Source organism: Mycobacteriales bacterium, from assembly GCA_035504215.1.
GTDB lineage: Bacteria > Actinomycetota > Actinomycetes > JAFAQI01 > JAFAQI01 > DATAUK01.
The window spans coordinates 34,921-51,512 of sequence record DATJSI010000149.1 but is presented as its reverse complement, the minus strand read 5'-3'; the positions used below and the strand labels follow the sequence as shown (position 1 = coordinate 51,512).

At 70.2% G+C, this 16,592-nt stretch carries 19 protein-coding genes; 17 read left to right on the top strand and 2 right to left on the bottom strand.

Features of this window, described 5'->3' with window-relative positions; genetic code table 11:
- Positions 1-209: 209 nt before the first annotated feature.
- From VME70_17140 to VME70_17105, 8 genes are all read left to right on the top strand, one after another.
- Positions 210-644 carry a helix-turn-helix domain-containing protein gene (locus tag VME70_17140; GenBank protein HTW21922.1) on the top strand — a complete coding sequence of 145 codons (435 nt, stop codon included), beginning with the start codon at positions 210-212 and terminating at the stop codon, positions 642-644.
- Between the two features lie 161 nt (positions 645-805).
- Positions 806-1,603, top strand: coding sequence for an ABC transporter ATP-binding protein (locus VME70_17135; protein HTW21921.1), 798 nt, complete (start codon positions 806-808; stop codon positions 1,601-1,603).
- Positions 1,590-2,297, top strand: coding sequence for an ABC transporter ATP-binding protein (locus VME70_17130; protein ID HTW21920.1), 708 nt, complete (start codon positions 1,590-1,592; stop codon positions 2,295-2,297). Before VME70_17135 ends, VME70_17130 begins: the two co-directional genes overlap by 14 nt.
- The gene (locus VME70_17125; protein HTW21919.1) at positions 2,297-3,181 is read left to right on the top strand and encodes a branched-chain amino acid ABC transporter permease; all 885 of its coding nucleotides are present in this window, start codon (positions 2,297-2,299) and stop codon (positions 3,179-3,181) included. The genes VME70_17130 and VME70_17125 overlap by 1 nt, the downstream gene beginning before the upstream one ends.
- Positions 3,178-4,233 (top strand): branched-chain amino acid ABC transporter permease, encoded by a 1,056-nt coding sequence (locus VME70_17120; protein ID HTW21918.1) that lies wholly within the window; start codon positions 3,178-3,180, stop codon positions 4,231-4,233. The genes VME70_17125 and VME70_17120 overlap by 4 nt, the downstream gene beginning before the upstream one ends.
- A 92-nt stretch (positions 4,234-4,325) precedes the next feature.
- A complete protein-coding gene (locus tag VME70_17115; GenBank protein HTW21917.1) occupies positions 4,326-5,666 on the top strand; it encodes an ABC transporter substrate-binding protein in 1,341 nt (446 codons plus the stop codon).
- Between the two features lie 81 nt (positions 5,667-5,747).
- On the top strand, positions 5,748-6,275 hold the full coding sequence (locus VME70_17110) for a PaaI family thioesterase (protein HTW21916.1): 528 nt from the start codon (positions 5,748-5,750) through the stop codon (positions 6,273-6,275).
- 8 nt (positions 6,276-6,283) lie between these two features.
- A complete protein-coding gene (locus tag VME70_17105) occupies positions 6,284-7,366 on the top strand; it encodes a phosphotransferase family protein (GenBank protein ID HTW21915.1) in 1,083 nt (360 codons plus the stop codon).
- A gap of 3 nt (positions 7,367-7,369) precedes the next feature.
- On the opposite strand, the gene VME70_17100 is transcribed toward VME70_17105, so the two are convergent.
- Positions 7,370-8,140, bottom strand: a complete 771-nt coding sequence (locus VME70_17100) for an SDR family oxidoreductase (GenBank protein ID HTW21914.1) — start codon at positions 8,138-8,140, stop codon at positions 7,370-7,372.
- A gap of 151 nt (positions 8,141-8,291) precedes the next feature.
- Here VME70_17100 and ssb point away from each other — a divergent pair, with 151 nt between their 5' ends.
- The 3 genes from ssb to VME70_17085 are packed head-to-tail and all read left to right on the top strand — an operon-like array spanning position 8,292 to position 11,253.
- The gene (gene ssb / locus VME70_17095) at positions 8,292-8,738 is read left to right on the top strand and encodes a single-stranded DNA-binding protein (GenBank protein ID HTW21913.1); all 447 of its coding nucleotides are present in this window, start codon (positions 8,292-8,294) and stop codon (positions 8,736-8,738) included.
- Positions 8,739-8,782: 44 nt separating this feature from the next.
- The gene (gene ettA, locus VME70_17090; protein ID HTW21912.1) at positions 8,783-10,459 is read left to right on the top strand and encodes an energy-dependent translational throttle protein EttA; all 1,677 of its coding nucleotides are present in this window, start codon (positions 8,783-8,785) and stop codon (positions 10,457-10,459) included.
- Entirely contained in the window at positions 10,459-11,253 is a 795-nt protein-coding gene (locus tag VME70_17085) for a methyltransferase domain-containing protein (GenBank protein ID HTW21911.1), read from the top strand. Before ettA ends, VME70_17085 begins: the two co-directional genes overlap by 1 nt.
- Positions 11,254-11,256: 3 nt before the next feature.
- Here VME70_17085 and VME70_17080 read toward each other — a convergent pair whose 3' ends face one another.
- On the bottom strand, positions 11,257-11,682 hold the full coding sequence (locus tag VME70_17080) for a globin (GenBank protein ID HTW21910.1): 426 nt from the start codon (positions 11,680-11,682) through the stop codon (positions 11,257-11,259).
- Positions 11,683-11,784: 102 nt separating this feature from the next.
- On the opposite strand from VME70_17080, the gene VME70_17075 reads away from it, so the two are divergent.
- The 6 genes from VME70_17075 (at position 11,785) to VME70_17050 (ending at position 16,505) form a co-directional block, all read left to right on the top strand.
- Positions 11,785-12,309 (top strand): HNH endonuclease, encoded by a 525-nt coding sequence (locus VME70_17075; protein HTW21909.1) that lies wholly within the window; start codon positions 11,785-11,787, stop codon positions 12,307-12,309.
- Between the two features lie 85 nt (positions 12,310-12,394).
- Positions 12,395-13,039: a DUF4232 domain-containing protein gene (locus VME70_17070; GenBank protein HTW21908.1), complete on the top strand. Its 645-nt coding sequence runs from the start codon at positions 12,395-12,397 to the stop codon at positions 13,037-13,039.
- 12 nt (positions 13,040-13,051) lie between these two features.
- Complete coding sequence (locus tag VME70_17065; GenBank protein ID HTW21907.1) at positions 13,052-14,464, top strand: amidase; 1,413 nt, start codon at positions 13,052-13,054, stop codon at positions 14,462-14,464.
- 33 nt (positions 14,465-14,497) lie between these two features.
- Positions 14,498-14,884, top strand: a complete 387-nt coding sequence (locus VME70_17060) for a hypothetical protein (GenBank protein ID HTW21906.1) — start codon at positions 14,498-14,500, stop codon at positions 14,882-14,884.
- On the top strand, positions 14,871-15,254 hold the full coding sequence (locus VME70_17055; protein ID HTW21905.1) for a DUF5130 family protein: 384 nt from the start codon (positions 14,871-14,873) through the stop codon (positions 15,252-15,254). Before VME70_17060 ends, VME70_17055 begins: the two co-directional genes overlap by 14 nt.
- A 72-nt stretch (positions 15,255-15,326) precedes the next feature.
- Positions 15,327-16,505 (top strand): AI-2E family transporter, encoded by a 1,179-nt coding sequence (locus tag VME70_17050; GenBank protein HTW21904.1) that lies wholly within the window; start codon positions 15,327-15,329, stop codon positions 16,503-16,505.
- Positions 16,506-16,592: the final 87 nt, after the last annotated feature.

The window sequence follows — 16,592 nt, the reverse complement described above, 5'->3', positions numbered from 1 at the left end:
CGAGATTGACGATGAACAGGTCGAGGCTCGACATGAAGACGCCGAGCGACAGCACGGCGACGGCGATCGCGGCGGGGGAGAGCCGGCGATGCGAAACGGCGGCGTCGGCGAGGGTCACAGCGGCCTCCACGGGTGGTGAGTCCGAAATCCGGACTGACGCTACCACGAGTTAGTCCGAAAAACCGACTGACTGCGCTAGGCTTGGCGGCATGGCCGTCACCGCCGCTGCTCCCCGCACCTGCTCGGTCGCCCGCACACTGGAGATCGTCGGCGAGAAATGGGCGCTGCTCGCGGTCCGCGAGGTCTTTCTCGGCAGCCGTCGGTTCGAGGAGATGCTGCACAACACCGGCGCGCCGCGCGACACTCTCGCCGCCCGCCTGCGCACCCTGGTCGACCACGGCATTCTCGAACGCCGGCGTTACAGCGAGCACCCGCCGCGCGACGAGTACGTTCTGACTGCTGCCGGGCGCGACCTGTACCCGGTGATCCTCACTCTCATGCAGTGGGGCGATCGGCATCGCCCGCTGAGGAGCGGGCCGCCGATGCCGCTCGAGCACTCCTGCGGTCATCGGCTGGTTGCCCGGCTCACCTGCGCGCACTGCGGTGAACCGGTCGATCCGCGTCAGGTAACCCGCGCGAAGTAGACCCGCCGATCAGTCGATCGACCCCGCCGACCGCTCGTGAAAAGCGGCACGTCGCGCGCGCCTCGATGCGCAGCGCAAGGACCACCGCTAGCCGGGCGACGACCACGCCGCTAGGGTTCGCCGGAAACGAGGTGGGGGCCGGGCGGTAGGAGGGTCGCGGCGTGGCGGTGCTCCTCGAGGTCGAGCATGTCTCGGTGCGGTTCGGCGGGCTGACCGCTCTCTCGGATGTCTCGGCGTGGGTCTCCACGGGCGAGGTCGTGGGAGTCATCGGGCCGAACGGCGCCGGCAAGACCACGTTGTTCAACGTCGTCTGCGGCTTCGTCCGCCCGACCGGCGGATCGTTGCAGTGGCAGGGCATGCCGTTGAAACGCCATCGCCCGCACCAGCTTGCGTCGCTGGGTATCGCCCGCACGATTCAGTCGTTGGGGCTGTTCCCTCAGCTGAGCGTTCTCGACAACGTCCTCGTGGGTGCCGACCGGCACGCGAAGGCGTGGTTCGCCTCCGGCCTGTTCGGTCTGCCCTACAGCGACAACGACGAGCGCCGGCTGCGCGGTCGCGCGCTGGAGGCGTTGCGCCGGCTGGGGATCGAGTCGACCGCGCCGCAGCTGCCCAGCCAGCTTCCGTACGGCGTGCAGAAGCGGGTCGCGCTCGCCCGCGCCCTGGTCGCGGAGCCCAAGCTGCTGTTGCTCGACGAGCCGGCGTCCGGACTGTCGGCTCAGGAGATGACCGAGCTGAGCGAGTTGGTCCGCGGTCTCAAGGACGAGACGGCGGTGCTGCTCGTGGAGCACCACATGGACCTCGTCATGGGGGTGTGCGACCGGATCGCTGTGCTCGACTTCGGGCGGTGCATCGCAACCGGAACCCCCGCCGAGGTCCGTGACGACCCGAAGGTGCTCGAGGCATACCTCGGCGAGCAGGTCGACGCCTCCACCCGCGAGGTGGGCGATGCTCGAGCTTGACCACGTGGTGACGACGTACGGATCCGTCCGCGCGCTCGACGACGTCACCCTCGAGGTCCCCGACGGTCAGATCACGGCGGTGCTCGGCGCGAACGGCGCCGGCAAGACGACCATGCTGCGCTCGATCAACGGCCTGGTTCGCCCGGCATCCGGCACGATCCGGTACGCCGATCACGACCTCACGACCACGAAGATCGAGGACGTGGTCCGGCACGGGGTCGCCCATGTCCCGGACGGTCGGGGCGTCATCACCGAGCTCACCGTGGAAGAGAACCTGCGGCTCGGCGCGGCGTGGCGGGGCGACCGGGCCGAGTGCCGGACGAGCCTGGCTGAGGTCTTCGAGCTGTTCCCGCCGCTGGCCGACCGCAGCCGCAAGCCGGCGGAGACCTTGTCCGGCGGTGAGCGTCAGATGCTGGCGATCGGCCGTGCGCTCATGAGCCGACCCAGCCTGCTGCTGCTCGATGAGCCGTCGCTCGGACTGGCTCCGCGAATCACCGCGCAGATCATGGCGACCTTGCGCCGGTTGCGGGACGAGCTCAAGCTCACCGTCGTACTCGTCGAGCAGAACGCGCGCAGCGCGCTGTCGGTCGCGGACACCGCTGTCGTGCTGAACCTCGGCCGGATCGTGGTCCAGGGCGCGGCCGCCGAGCTCGCGGGCGACGAGAAGCTCCGACACGCCTATCTGGGGTTCTGATGACGGTCATCAACCTGATCATCTACGGGATCGCGAACGGGCTGATCTACTCCGCGGTCGCGCTCGCGCTCGTGCTGATCTGGCGCTCGACCCGGATCGTGAACTTTGCGCAGGGCGGAATGTTGATGTTCACGACGTTCATCGCCTGGGAGCTCGTCGCGCGCCACCACCAGAACTACTGGCTGGGTCTGGTGGTGGCGATCGTCGCCGGCCTGGCTCTCGGTGCAGTGGTCGAGCGGATCTTGGTCCGCCCGGTGGAGAACGGGCCACCGCTGAACCCGGTCATCGTGACGCTGGGCATCCTGCTCATGCTCGAGGCCGGCGCGGGCATGATCTGGGGCAACGGGTTGAGCTCGTATCCGGCCGAGTTCTCGGTGGACTACTACCACGCCGGCCACCAGGTGATCCTGTTCTCGGCCGAGCTGCTGTTCGTGGTCATCGCGGTGGGAATGGTCGCCATCGGTCTCGCGATCCTGCTGCGCGCGACCCCGGTCGGCCTGCGCATGCGCGCCTCGGCGTTCAGCCCCGAGGTGGCGCGGATGCTGGGCGTTCGAGTCGGACGGCTGCTGACCTTCGGCTGGGCGCTCGCGGCGGGGGTCGGCGCGCTCGCCGGTGTGCTGATCGCGGGCACCCAACCGAACTACATCAACCCCAACGGGTTCGACGGCTTGCTGATCCTCGGCTTCACCGCGGCGGTCATCGGCGGCCTCGACTCGGCGGTCGGCGCCATCGTCGGCGGCATCGTGGTCGGCGTCACCCTGTCGTTGCTGGACAACTACGTGAGCAACGACGTCGACAGCTTCTTCGTCCTGCTCCTGCTCATCGCGGTGCTCATGACCCGACCCAACGGCCTGTTCGCGCGAACCTCGACGAGGCGGATATGAACGCCGCCCTGCGCAGGATCGGCAGCCCGCTGGGGCGCTCATCGCTGCTGCGCCACCTGTTGATCGCGCTGGTTGCCGCGGGCCTCCTTCTGCTCCTGACCGAGCACCTCGGCGAGTACCGCAACTCGCAGGTGGCGACCGTGGCGTACGAGTTCTGCGCGATCGCCGGGCTCACCGTGCTGACCGGGCTGTCAGGTCAGATCTCGCTCGGCAACGGCGCGTTCATGTTCGTCGGCGCCTACACGGTCGCGCTGCTACTCGAGCACCATCCGCACACCGACAACAGCGAGCTGGTTCTTGTCATGCTCGCGGCGATCGGCGTTGCCGCCGTCATCGGTGGGCTGGTCGGGGTCGCGGCGGCCCGCCTGCGCGGGCCCTACCTCGCCGGCGTCACACTCGCGCTTGCACTCGGCCTGCCCGAGCTGCCCAAGTACCAGCACCTGGAAGGGCCGCTCGGCGGCCACACCGGACTCGTGGTCAACGCACCGCTCGCGCCGCACGACATCAACTTCTCGCGCTGGCAGGCGTGGATCTGCTGCCTGGCCGCGGTCCTCACGTGGCTGCTGCTGCAGAACCTGATCAGCAGCCGGGTCGGCCGGGCGTTCCGGGCGGTCCGGGACGACGAAGTCGCCGCATCGCTGTCCGGCATGTCGGTGGCGCGGATCCAGGTGCTCGCGTTCGTCGTCAGCGCCGCGTCCGCGGGCCTCGCCGGGGGCCTGCTGGCGCTCATCTTCGGTCAGGTCGGCCCTGACTCCTTCGGGTTGCAGATCTCGCTGTTCCTGCTCGCTGCAGCGGTGTTCGGCGGGCTGGGGAGCCTGGCCGGAGCGGCATACGGCGCAGTCTTGATCACCTTCCTGCCGAACTGGGCGATGGATGTGGCCAACGCGGTGTCGCTACCCGCCAAGGTCAGCAACAACCTGCAGATCTTCCTGTACGGCCTCGTTCTCGTCGTCGCCATGCTGGTTTTTCCGTTGGGACTACAGGGATTGTTTCGCCGTTGGTGGTTCGGAGCGCGGGCCCGGCTCGGGGCGCGCAACGCTTTGGCGAGATAACGGCGGCAAAACAAAACTCGCCAGTAACTAGGCACAGAACGAGATTCGGAATATGTTCCGGCCCAGCGATTTCTCCAGCGTTGGGAGGAGCTATGGCCAAGACACCTCTGCGGTTGCTCGCCATCGGGGCCGTGGTGGCGCTCGCCGTAACGGCGTGCAGCAGTGGCAGCAGTGGTGGGAGCGGGGGGTCCTCACCAGGTCCATCGGGTTCGGCAAGTACGGCGAACACCGCGTCGGCGCCCGGAATCACGGCGACGACCGTCACCATCGGTAGCCATCAGCCGCTGACCGGCATCGCGGCTCCCGGGTACGACGAGATCGCGCCGGCGTCGAATGCCTACTTCAAGTGGGTCAACGCGCACGGCGGGATCAACGGGCGCACGATCATCTACAAGTACCTCGACGACGCCTACGACCCGACGAAGACGGTCGCCGACGTCCACAAGCTGGTCGAGCAGGACCACGTGTTCGCCATCTTCAACGGACTCGGCACACCGACCCACGAGGCGGTCGTGCCGTTCCTCAACCAGCAGAAGGTGCCCGACCTGTTCGTCGCATCCGGCTGCCTGTGCTGGAACAACGTGAGCCAGGACCCGGAGACCTTCGGCTGGCAGCCGGACTACACCCGCGAGGGCAAGATCCTCGGCCAGTACGTCGCGCAGCACTTCAAGGGCAAGAAGATCGGGATCTTCGCCCAGGGCGACGACTTCGGGAGGAACGGCGTCAAGGGTCTCGACATGGAGATCCCGAAGAGCCAGATCGTCACGACGCAGTACTACGACCCGACCAACACGACGGTCACGCCGCTCGTGCAGAAGCTGCAGTCCTCGGGTGCTCAGGTCGTCGTGTCGTTCAGTGTCCCGGCGTTCACGGCACTTCTTCAGCTGACCTCACTGCAGCTGAAGTTCGCTCCGCAGCTGGTCGTCAGCAACGTCGGCTCCGACCCGAAGACGCTCTCCGGGCTGCTGACGACGTTCTCCAAGGGCGCAGCGCCGGGCAAGCAGCTCGTCCAGGGGATCATCACCGACGGCTACCTGTCGTCGCCGGCCGATCCGTCCAACAGCTGGATCAAGCTGTTCGAGAAGATCCACAACAAGTACATCCCGAAGCTGCCGTTCGACGGCAACGTGGAGTACGGCATGGCGGCGGCGTACACCTTCGCCGAGGCCCTGAAGGCGGCGGGTCAGAACCCGACCCGTGCGAGCATCGTGTCCGCAGTCGAGAACACGAAGTTCTCCGGGCCCGGTCTGGTGCCGTTCGCCTACTCGCCGACCGACCACTCCGGCTACACCGGCGCACAGATGGGGATCATCAAGGGACTTGCCATCCATCTGTTCGGCCAGCCGCTCACGACGGATGACGGGAGCGGTCCGATCACGCCGTACACGACGCCGCAGGCAACCGCTCCCTCGAACGGGATCCCGAGCGACTGAGCGGCACAGGATGTCGCGGCGGCCGGCCGCGCTGGACCGGCCGCCGCGCTGCTCGACCCGCCTGCGGCAGACTGTCCGACCATGACTGAACGTCGGCCGGTGCGGCCGGGGGAGCGGTTCACCGACATCGACGAGTGGGACGCGGGCCGGGTGAGCGGGCCGCACCTCTGGACGACGCTCGGCTACCGCCGGTTGTCGTGGGAGCCGGGTGCGACATCGGTCGCATGGGACGCAACACCGGACTACTGCTTCCCGACCTCGAACGGGCCGATCGTGCAGGGCGGGCTGGTGACCGCGTTGCTCGACGCGGCGATGGGCGGCGCGTGCTGGACCGTCCTCGACCGCAGCGAGGCGTTCCTCACCGCCGACCTCCGCGTCGAGTTCCTACGCTCGGCCCAGGTCGGCGCGCTGACCGCGCATGGTTGGGTGGTGCGCCGGACCCGCCGGGTCGTCTTCTGCGCCGCCGAGCTGTATCGCGGCGAGGCAACGGACGAGCTGCTCGCCACCAGCCGATGCACCCAGGTCGTGCTCCCCTCGGGTGGCCGGGCCGGCCGGTACGACCCGGGCTCGGGCGGCGACGGCGCGCCGCCCGACGACGCGCGAGGATGACCGCACCGATGAGCACGCCATCCGAGGACGTCACCGCGCTCGCGGAGCGCGCCGCGCCGCATCATGCGGTCGGCGCCTACCTCGCGGCCGAGCTCGGCGACGACGGCTGGCGGGACTGCACGCTCGAGCTGGTGGCCGGCGGGCGTTCCAACCTCACCTTCTACGTCTCCTCGGCGGCCGGCCGCGCCGTGCTGCGCCGGCCGCCGCTGTCCAACCGGCTGCCGACCGCGCACGACATGGCCCGCGAGCACCGCGTGATCACCGCGCTCGGCCGGACGCCGGTGCCCGTGCCGAAAACCCTCGCCCTGTGTGCCGACGACGAGGTGATCGGTGCGCCGTTCTACGTCATGGACCGGGTCGAGGGTTACGTCGTACGCGACGTGCTTCCGGAGGGCTACGCCACCGAAGACGCCGAGCGGCGCGCAATCGCGACCGGGCTCATCGACGTGTTGGCGGAGCTGCATGCCGTCGAGCCCGCAGCGATCGGGCTGGCGGACTACGGCCGGCCCGAGGGCTACCTCTCGCGGCAGATCCGGCGCTGGACCACGCAGTGGGAGGCGACCCGCGAGTCCGACCCGTCGGGCGGCGCCGAGCTGGACCGGCTGGCCGAGCGGCTCACCGCAGAGGTCCCGGGCTCGCCGTCGGGGCCGGTCGTCCACGGCGACTACCGGATGGACAACGTCCTGCTCGACCCGGCGACTCCGGGCAAGGTCGCCGCCGTGCTCGACTGGGAGCTGTCCACCCTCGGTGATCCGCTCGCGGACGTCGGCCTGTTCTTCGTGTACTGGCAGGAGAGCGCCGACGATGAGGCCTACCGCGCGGCGCATCTGCTGCCGTCCGTGACCCGGCTCCCGGGCTTCCCGAGCCGGCACGAGCTGATCGAGCGCTACGCCGCTTCGACCGGTCGGGACCTCTCCGCGCTGCCGTGGTACGTCGGCTTCGCCTGCTTCAAGCTGGCCGTCGTACTGGCCGGCGTTGCGGCCCGTGGCCGGGCAGGGGCGATGATCGGCGACGGCTTCGTCGAGATGGGCTCCCGGATCGCTCCGCTGGTCGCGATCGGCCACCGCGCACTGTCCGGCGACCTGGTCTAGCGCTCAGACCCTGCCGACCGACGTGATGCCGCCATCGATCACCACGGTCTGGCCGGTGATCCACCCGGCGTCGTCGGAGAGCAGGAACGCGGCCAGCTTGGCGGTGTCCGTCGGAACGCCGAGCCGCTTCATCGGGTACATGCTCGCGACCGCTTCCTCGTCGGCCTCGTAGAGCGCCCGGGCGAAGAACGTCTTGACCACCGCCGGCGCGATCGCGTTGACGCGCACTCCTGGTGCGAGCTCGCCGGCCAGCTGCCGGGTGAGATGAATCAGCGCTGCCTTGCTGGCGTTGTACGCGCCGATCGCTGATCCGGCGGCGATGCCGCCAACGGATGCGACGTTCAGGACGGCGCCGCCGTGCTCGCCGAGCCAAGCCCGCCAGGCGAGCTGCGTCCAGGCCAGCGCGGCGACGACGTTCACCTCGAGAATCTTGCGCACGGCACCGAGATCGGCGTCCATCAGCGGGCCGTACTGCGGGTTCACCGCCGCGTTGTTGACCAGGTAGTCCAGCCGCCCGAAGGTCTCGATCGCTGCGGCGACCGCGGCCTGCTGGTGCTCGGCGTCGTCGGCACTGCCGCGAGCGGCGATGGCCCGGCCCGAACCGTCCGGGTCCAGCTGCGCCACGGCCGCGTCGAGCTCGTCCGGCTTGCGCGCGGTGATGCACACCGAAGCGCCTCGCGCGACGAGTTCGGCGGCGATCCCCAGGCCGATCCCGCGGGTCGCCCCGGTGACGAGCGCGACCTTGCCTTCGAAGTCCGTCATTGCTGTGCTCATGCGCCGACACGGTGCCACATCGCCGTCCACCGATCGAGAGCCGGGCAGCCCCGTCCACAGCAGGTCTTCGGCCGCGCCGGCGGCTGCGCACTCGCGGCATCGTGGTCGGGCCGGCGGCTGCCGGATCCCGCGAGCAGGCAGGAGCGATGCGATGGACACTCTCGTGACCGTGCAGGGCAACCTCGTTGCCGACCCGAACGCCAGGGCAACGGCCGCCGGGGCGACCGTCGTGCACTTCCGGGTTGCATCGAGCAGCCGGCGCTTCGACCGGGCGAGCGGGGAGTTCAAGGACGGCGACACCCTCTATATATCGGTGTCGTGCTGGCGTTCCCTCGGCGGCAACGTGCTCGCCAGCCTGCGCAAGGGAGACAGCGTGTTGGTGCACGGCCGCCTGCTGCACCGGACGTACGACGACAAGCAGGGCAACCGGCGCAGCGTGCACGAGATCGACGCGATCGCGGTCGGGCCCGACCTCTCCCGCTGCCCCGCCGACCTGCGGCGCCCGTCGCGCGCGGAGGCGGGCGACTCCGGCCGCGGGTCGGCCCCGCCCCCGGCGGCCACGGTAGCGGTGCAGCCGCTCGAGCAGGTGGCCGCCTGAGTCGGGCGGATCGTGGGGTTTGGTGCGATCCGTAGCCTGGGGGCGTGGCTCAATACATCTACTCGATGCGCAACGTGCGAAAAGCGCACGGCGACAAGGTGATCCTCGACAACGTCACGCTCGCCTTCCTGCCCGGAGCGAAGATCGGCGTGGTCGGTCCGAACGGCGCGGGGAAGTCGAGCGTCCTCAAGATCATGGCCGGGATGGACACGCCGTCCAACGGCGACGCGATCCTGTCCCCGGACTACACGGTCGGGATCCTGCTCCAGGAACCTCCGCTGGACGAGACCAAGGATGTCCGGGGCAACGTCGACGAGGCGGTTGCCGGCATCAAGGCGCTGCTCGACCGCTACAACGAGATCGCCGAGCAGATGGCGGTGGAGTACACCGACGAGCTGGGCACCGAGATGGGCGTCCTGCAGGACAAGATCGACCACTCGGGCGGATGGGACCTCGACAGCCGGATCGAGATGGCCATGGATGCGTTGCGGCTGCCGCCGGGCGACGCAGACGTCACCGTGCTCTCGGGCGGCGAGCGTCGGCGGGTCGCGCTGTGCCGGCTGTTGCTCGAGCAGCCCGACCTGCTGTTGCTCGACGAGCCCACCAACCACCTCGATGCAGAGAGCGTCGCGTGGCTGGAGCAGCATCTGGCGTCCTACCCGGGCACCGTGCTCGCCGTCACCCACGACCGGTACTTCCTCGACAACGTGGCCGAGTGGATCCTCGAGCTCGACCGCGGCCGCGCCTACCCGTACGAAGGCAACTACACGACGTACCTCGAGACCAAGGCGGCCCGGATCAAGGTCGAGGGCGCCAAGGACGCCAAGCGCAAGAAGGAGATCGAGCGCGAGCTGGAGTGGGTGCGGTCCAGCCCGCGCGCCCGGCAGGCGAAGAGCAAGGCCCGGCTCGCCCGCTTCGAGGAGCTGGTGGCCGAGGCCGACCGCGCGCGACCGGCCGAGACCGACGCGATCCAGATCCCGCCGGGCCCGCGCCTCGGAACATTGGTCATCGAGGCCGAGGACCTGACCAAGGGCTTCGGCGACCGGGTTTTGATCGAGAACCTGTCGTTCTCGTTGCCGCCGGGCGGCATCGTCGGCGTGATGGGCCCGAACGGCGTCGGCAAGACCACGCTGTTCAAGATGATCATCGGCGATGAGAAGCCGGACGACGGGCAGCTGCGGATCGGCGACACCGTCGAGATCTCCTACGTGGATCAGGGCCGAACCGGCCTGGACCCGAAGCAGACGCTGTGGGAGACCGTGTCCGGCGGCACCGACTACATCCGGGTCGGCAAGACCGAGATCAACAGCCGGGCCTACGTCGCGTCGTTCGGGTTCAAGGGTCCGGACCAGCAGAAGCCGGCCGGCGTGCTGTCCGGCGGTGAGCGCAACCGCTTGAACCTGGCGCTCACGCTCAAGGCGGGCGGGAACGTGCTGCTGCTCGACGAGCCGACCAACGACCTCGACGTCGAGACGCTGCGCTCGCTCGAGGACGCGCTCGAGGACTTCCCCGGGTGTGCCGTCGTGATCAGCCACGACCGGTGGTTCCTGGACAAGGTGGCGACCCACATCTTGGCGTGGGAGGGCACCGAGGACGAGCCGGGCCGGTGGTTCTGGTTCGAAGGCGGGTTCAGCGACTACGAGCGGAACAAGGTCGACCGGCTCGGCGAGGAGGCCGCCCGGCCGCATCGCACGACCTACCGCCGGCTCGGCCGCGACTGATGCCGCCGGGCTACCGGTGGGATCCCGCGCAGTACGACCGGTACGCCGACGAGCGCGGCCGTCCGTTCCGCGAGCTGGTCGCCCGGGTCCGGGTCGAGCGGCCCGGCCGGATCGCTGACGTCGGCTGCGGGCCCGGCTCCCTCACCAGATCCTTGGCCGAGCGATGGCCGGACGCGACCGTCGTCGGGGTCGACAGCTCCGTTGACATGATCGCCGCGGCCGAGCCGCTGGCGATCCCCGGCCGGCTGGAGTTCGTGCGCGCCGACCTTCGCGAATGGCGGCCCGCTGCGCCGGTCGACCTGGTGGTGGCGAACGCGGTCCTGCAGTGGGTCCCGGGGCATCTCGAGCTGCTGGCCGGGATGGCCGAATGGCTTGCGCCGGGCGGGGCGCTCGCGTTCCAGGTCCCCGACAACTTCGACCAGCCCTCCCATACCGTCGTCCGGGAGCTCCGCAACTCCGACCGCTGGCGCGAACGGCTGGGTGGGGACGCCGATCGCCGGATCGCGGTCGAGCGACCCGACGCGTATCTGCGGGCACTGGTCGCCGCGGGACTCGAGCCGGACGTCTGGCAGGCGGAGTACCTGCACGTCCTCGGCGGCGAGGACCCGGTGCTCGAGTGGATCAAGGGCACCGCGCTGCGGCCGGTGCTCGATGCGCTTGCCGGCGACCAGGCGGCCATCGACGAGTTCCTGTCCGAGTGCGGCGCCCGGTTGCGCGCCGTCTACCCGCCGGAGGAGTTCGGGACGGTCTTCGCGTTCCGCCGGACGTTCGCGGTCGGGCACCGGCCCGGGTAGCTCTCAGTCCGCCGGCGTGTTGATCAGCGACTCGGCCGCCGAGGTGAAATAGCTCCAGATCACCTGGTCGGCTCCGGCAGGCAGGGCGATGTCGTCGAGCGCGGCGCGCATGTGCGCCAGCCAGGCATCGCGTGCCCGCGCGTCGATCGCGAACGGGGCGTGCCGCATTCGCAGCCGCGGGTGGCCGCGCAGCTCGGAGTAGGTGTGGGGACCGCCCCAGTACTGCTCGAGGAAGAGCATCAGGCGCTGCGCCGCTCCGGCCCAGTCGTCCGGCGGGTAGATCGCGGTCAGGATCGGGTCTTGAGACACCCGGGCGTAGAACCCGCTGACCAGGGCTTCGAACGTCTCGTGGCCGCCGACCGAGTCGTAGAAGGTCGGCGCAGCATCGGTGCCCTCGAGCGAGATCGGCTGCGGTCCGGGCGGTTGCACCACTCCATCGTGCATCAGGGCGTCGTGGATACGAGCGCCGGATGCACGGATGTCGCTCGACGCTGCGGCTTCGATCATGGAGGATGAGCACAGGAGGATCGTGTGGGCAACGCGTTGGTGTTGAACGCGACGTACGAACCACTCTGCGTCGTGGCGTCCCGGCGCGCCGTCGTCCTCGTCCTCACCGGCAAGGCCGTCGCTGTGGAGTCCGGGGACTCGGAGCTGCACAGCGAGCGGGTGACCCTCCGTGTCCCCTTGGTGGTGCGGCTCACCCGTTACGTCCGGGTGCCCTATCGGGCGACCGTGCCACTGACGCGGCGGGCCGTGTTCGCGAGGGATGGCGGGCGCTGCGTCTACTGCCGCGCGCCGGCCACCAGCATCGACCACGTGCTGCCCCGAAGCCGGGGCGGCATGCATGTCTGGGAGAACGTCGTGTCATGCTGCCGCCGCTGCAACCACGCAAAGGCGGATCGCGTCATCGCCGAGCTCGGCTGGCGGATGCCGCGACAGCCCGCGGCTCCGACCGGGATCGCCTGGCGGGTCCTCGGCAGCGGCCGGATGAACCCGCAGTGGCGGCCCTATCTCGACGACCCGGCGCTGGACGACATCGAGCAGGCCACGGCCTAGCCGGCCAGCGCCGCCAGCCCGCCGCGCTCGCCGTCCCCCGTCCGGTTGAACGGTTGCGACGCCGGCAGGCCATAGGGTCGAAACCGTGAAGACCTCAGCGCTTCGGTTTGCCGCCCTTGCCGGCCTTGCCGTCCTCGCCGCGGCCTGCAGCTCGAGCTCCTCCGGTGGCGCGGTCGCCGGGCCGTCGACGAGCGCGAGCGTGCCGACCAGCACTCCGACCGTGACCCCGACCCACCACCACAGCCACCACCCGTCGGCGTCGCCGACCACGACCGTGACGGTCACCGCAACCCCCTCACCGTCGACGGCGCCGTGCGCCACCAGCCAGCTCAAGCTGAGCTACGGCATCAGCCAGGGGACCGCCGGTACGACGTACCAGGTGCTGGTCTTCACCAACACCGGGTCGAGCCCGTGCACGCTGTTCGGCTATCCGGGCGTGTCGTTCCTCGACGCGAACGGTGCGATCATCGGCAAGCCGTCGTCGCGCGATCACGGCGCCGAGCACACGATCACGCTGGCGGCGTCGGGCGGGCAGGCGAATGCGCTGTCCCGGCTGCCCGACGTGGGCAATTTCGCCGCTTCGGCCTGCCAGCCGAAGAAGGCCAAGCGGATCCGCGTCTACCCACCGAACCAGACGGCGGCACTGTTCCTGCACGACTCGGGCCAGGTCTGCTCGACCTCGGCCGGGCGCACCGGCATCGGCCCGGTGCGGGCCGGCAACGGCGGCTGAGCGGGAGGGCCGATGAGCGACCTCCACGACCTGACGCTGCTCGAGCAGGCCGAGGCCGTCCGCGCCAAGAAGGTGTCGCCGGTCGAGCTGGTCGAGCACTACCTCGGCCGGATCGACGCCCTCAACGAGTCGGTCGGCGCCTTCGTGAGGGTGACTCCCGAGCGGTCGATCGCAGCGGCCCGTGCGGCCGAGCGCGCGGTAGCCGAGGGTGCCGACCTGCCCCCGCTGCACGGCGTGCCCACCGCCATCAAGGACCTCAACCTGACCGCCGGGGTGCCCACCCGCTTCGGTACGGCGGCGTGGGAGCCGGTCGACTTCGGCATCGACGACGCCGTCGTCACCCGGATGGTGGCGGCCGGCCTCATCTCGCTCGGCAAGACGAACACCCCGGAGTTCGGCCTGCCCTGCTACACCGAGCCCGACGTGGCGCCGCCGGCACGCACGCCGTGGGACCTGGAGCGCTCGGCAGGGGGATCGAGCGGTGGCGCCGGCGCGGCGACCGCGGCCGGCCTGGTGCCGGCCGCCCAGGGCAGCGACGGCGGCGGCTCGATCCGGATCCCGTCCAGCCTGTGCGGCCTGTTCGGGGTCAAGCCCACGCGCGGGCGGGTCTCGAACGCGCCGATCAGCCCGGAGATCAGCGGCCTGGCGACCAACGGGCCGCTGGCGCGCACCGTGCGTGACGCCGCCGCGCTGCTCGACGCGATGGCGGGGCCGGCCCCGAGCGACTGGATCTGGGCTCCGCCACCGCACGGTTCGTTCCTCGCTGCCTGCGACGACGAACCGCGCCGGCTACGGATCGGGCGGTACGCGACGCCGGTCGTGGGCGACGCCGAACCGGCTCCGGAGTGCCTGGCGGCCTACGACGCGGCCGCCTCGCTGCTCTCGGACCTCGGCCACGACGTGGTCGAGCACACGACCACGTTCACGGCGGCGCTCGTCCCGGCTTTCGAAGCGGTCTGGGCGATGGAGTTCGTGGCCCTGCCGATCGACCCGGCGGACGAACCCAAGCTGCGGCCGCTCACGCGCTGGATCCGCGACCGGGGCCGCGGCCTTTCCGGCAGCGACTTCCACGGCGCGCTGTCCGCCCTACGGCTGGCGGCGCGCGCGGAGATCGAGGCGACCCAGCAGTACGACGCGGTGCTCACGCCGACGTTGGCGCAGCCGCCGCCACTGGTCGGCCAGCTGCGCAACGACGACGACCCGGCGGCCGACTTCGAGAACCAGAAGCGGTTCACGCCGTTCACCGCGCCGTACAACATGAGCGGGCAGCCGGCGGTCTCGGTGCCGCTGTACTGGACCGACGCCGGCCTGCCGATCGGGATCCAGCTGGTCGGGCGGCCCTGCGACGAGGTCACCCTGCTGCGGCTGGCAGCCCAGCTCGAGGCGGCCGCGCCGTGGGTCGATCGACACCCGGCCTGCTGGTAGCCCGCCGCCATGGGTTGGATAGGTTCAGCGCTTGTGAGAAACCGCATCGCCCGGCGGGTGGCGATCGTCGCGATCGCGACCATCGTGCCGGTGCTCGTCTCGGCCGGCCCGGCGCTGGCCAAGCTGAAGCCTGACGACGGAGAGGTCTCCGGACCCTCGCTGGGGGTCGGCAACACGATCCTGCTGTTCGTCGTCGTCCCGCTCGGGGCATTCCTCATCATCGCCGGGTTGGCGCTGCTGCCGTCCGCGCTGTCGCGGCCGCGGTATCGCCCGGGCCGCCCGTGGGACCACGCGCCGCGCTGGATCGGACGGCCGGCAGAGGTGGCCGTCGCGGCGCCGGCCGAGGCTGGGACCGGTGCGGCGCCCGGCACGGTGAGCTCCGACTCGACGGCTCGAGGTGGCGCAAGTGCCGAGTGGTGAGGCGTTCACCAGCGAGCAGGCGCGCAGCATCGAGAAGGTGGTCGAGACCGCCCACTCGGAAACCGGCCTGACCTTCTCGGTCTACATCGGCGACGTCGAAGGCGACATTCGCGACGCGGCCGAACGGCTGCACGCCGAGTTCGGGCCTCGTGCGACCGACACCGTGCTCGTCCTCGTTTCGCCCGGCGACCGGCTACTCGAGGTGGTGACCGGTGAGGCTTCCGGGCGCCGGATCTCGGACCGCGCCTGCGCACTCGCCGCGCTGTCGATGACGACGTCGTTCGCCGGCGGTGACCTGGCCGGAGGCATCGTGACCGGCATCCGCATGCTCGCCGAAGCGGCCGGCCACCCGATCGGCATCCCTCGCTGAGTCGATAGCGTCCCCGGCGCGCCACGTACGCGCAGCCGGTTAGTTGCGTCACCTTGGTGAAAGAGTGGCGCTGTGAGCGAGAAAGCCTCGGCGGATCGCGGATCGGCCGCCGGCCCGCTGACCGAACGCTCGCCGATGCCGGTGCCGGCCCTGCTCGCCGACCTCGCCGGCTGGGCCTGGCGACTGCTCGTGCTGGCGCTCGCCGGCTACCTCGTCGTGCGGTTGTTCGACCGGCTGTACTTCATCGTGCTGCCGTTCTTCGGCGCGATGTTCGCAACCTCGCTCGCCTATCCGCTGGTGCGGTTACTCCGCCACCGAGGCATCCGCCGGCTCGCGGCGACCTGGACCACGGTCATCCTGGCAGCGCTGGTCCTCGGCGGGATCTCGATCTTCGTCGTCGACCGGGCGATCGACGAGTACCCGCAGCTGGTCAGCCAGACCTCGAACGCCGTCACCCGCTTCCGGCACTTCCTCACCGTCGACCTGCACGTGAAGTCGTCCTCCACGTCGAGCGTCGGCAACACCATCACGAAGTACCTCAGCAAGCACGAGTCCGCCGTCGCATCCGGTGCGGTCAGTGGCATCGCAACGGTGGCCGAAGCGCTCGGCGCGTTCGTGCTGTGGTTGTTCATGACCTTCTTCCTGCTGTACGACGGCGACCAAATCTGGGGCTGGATCGTCCACCTCTTCCCGGCCAACGCCCGAGCGCGGGTGCGCGGCGCCGGCGACCAGGCGTGGGACCGGTTGGCCGGCTTCGTGCGCGGGACGTTCATCATTGCGGTCATCCACGGGGTGGTTGCGGCGGTCGCGCTCAGCGCGATGCGGGTCCCGCTGGTGGCACCGCTGACCCTGCTCGTCTTCCTCGGCAGCTTCCTGCCGATCGTCGGTTCGATCATCTTCGGCTCGCTGGCGGTCGCCATCACCCTGGTGACTCGAGGGACCGTGCTCGGCGCCGTCCTGGCCGGAATCCTGATCATCGACAACCAGATCGAGGCGCACTACCTGCAGCCGATGCTGGTCGGTCGCTACGTCCGGCTACATCCGTTGGTGGTGGCGGTCTCGATCGCCGGCGGCGGCCTCCTCGAAGGCATCCCCGGCGCGGTGCTCGCCGTACCGTTCGTCGCCGTGGTGTACGCCGTCCTGCGCTACCTCGCCACCGGCGAGGACCAGATCGCCGGCCACCAACCGGCCGCCGAGGACGACGGCAAGCAGGTCGATCTCGTGCCGGAGGCCGATCCGCCGCCGGCCTAGCCGCCCGGCCCGGTCATCCACCGCACCGGCGCTCGCCGGGACCTTCCACAACCCGTCCGTCGCCGGCCGGATGCCGTCGTACCGACC

What these genes read in the sequence shown, in the direction of transcription:
- VME70_17115 (HTW21917.1), top strand. Translation starts at nt 4,326, where the DNA reads ATGGCCAAGACACCTCTGCGGTTGCTCGCCATCGGGGCCGTGGTGGCG.
- VME70_17065 (HTW21907.1), top strand. Translation starts at nt 13,052, where the DNA reads ATGAGCGACCTCCACGACCTGACGCTGCTCGAGCAGGCCGAGGCCGTC.
- VME70_17140 (HTW21922.1), top strand. Translation starts at nt 210, where the DNA reads ATGGCCGTCACCGCCGCTGCTCCCCGCACCTGCTCGGTCGCCCGCACA.
- VME70_17110 (HTW21916.1), top strand. Translation starts at nt 5,748, where the DNA reads ATGACTGAACGTCGGCCGGTGCGGCCGGGGGAGCGGTTCACCGACATC.
- VME70_17085 (HTW21911.1), top strand. Translation starts at nt 10,459, where the DNA reads ATGCCGCCGGGCTACCGGTGGGATCCCGCGCAGTACGACCGGTACGCC.
- VME70_17120 (HTW21918.1), top strand. Translation starts at nt 3,178, where the DNA reads ATGAACGCCGCCCTGCGCAGGATCGGCAGCCCGCTGGGGCGCTCATCG.
- VME70_17130 (HTW21920.1), top strand. Translation starts at nt 1,590, where the DNA reads ATGCTCGAGCTTGACCACGTGGTGACGACGTACGGATCCGTCCGCGCG.
- VME70_17125 (HTW21919.1), top strand. Translation starts at nt 2,297, where the DNA reads ATGACGGTCATCAACCTGATCATCTACGGGATCGCGAACGGGCTGATC.
- VME70_17105 (HTW21915.1), top strand. Translation starts at nt 6,284, where the DNA reads ATGAGCACGCCATCCGAGGACGTCACCGCGCTCGCGGAGCGCGCCGCG.
- VME70_17100 (HTW21914.1), bottom strand. Translation starts at nt 8,140, where the DNA reads ATGAGCACAGCAATGACGGACTTCGAAGGCAAGGTCGCGCTCGTCACC.
- ssb (HTW21913.1), top strand. Translation starts at nt 8,292, where the DNA reads ATGGACACTCTCGTGACCGTGCAGGGCAACCTCGTTGCCGACCCGAAC.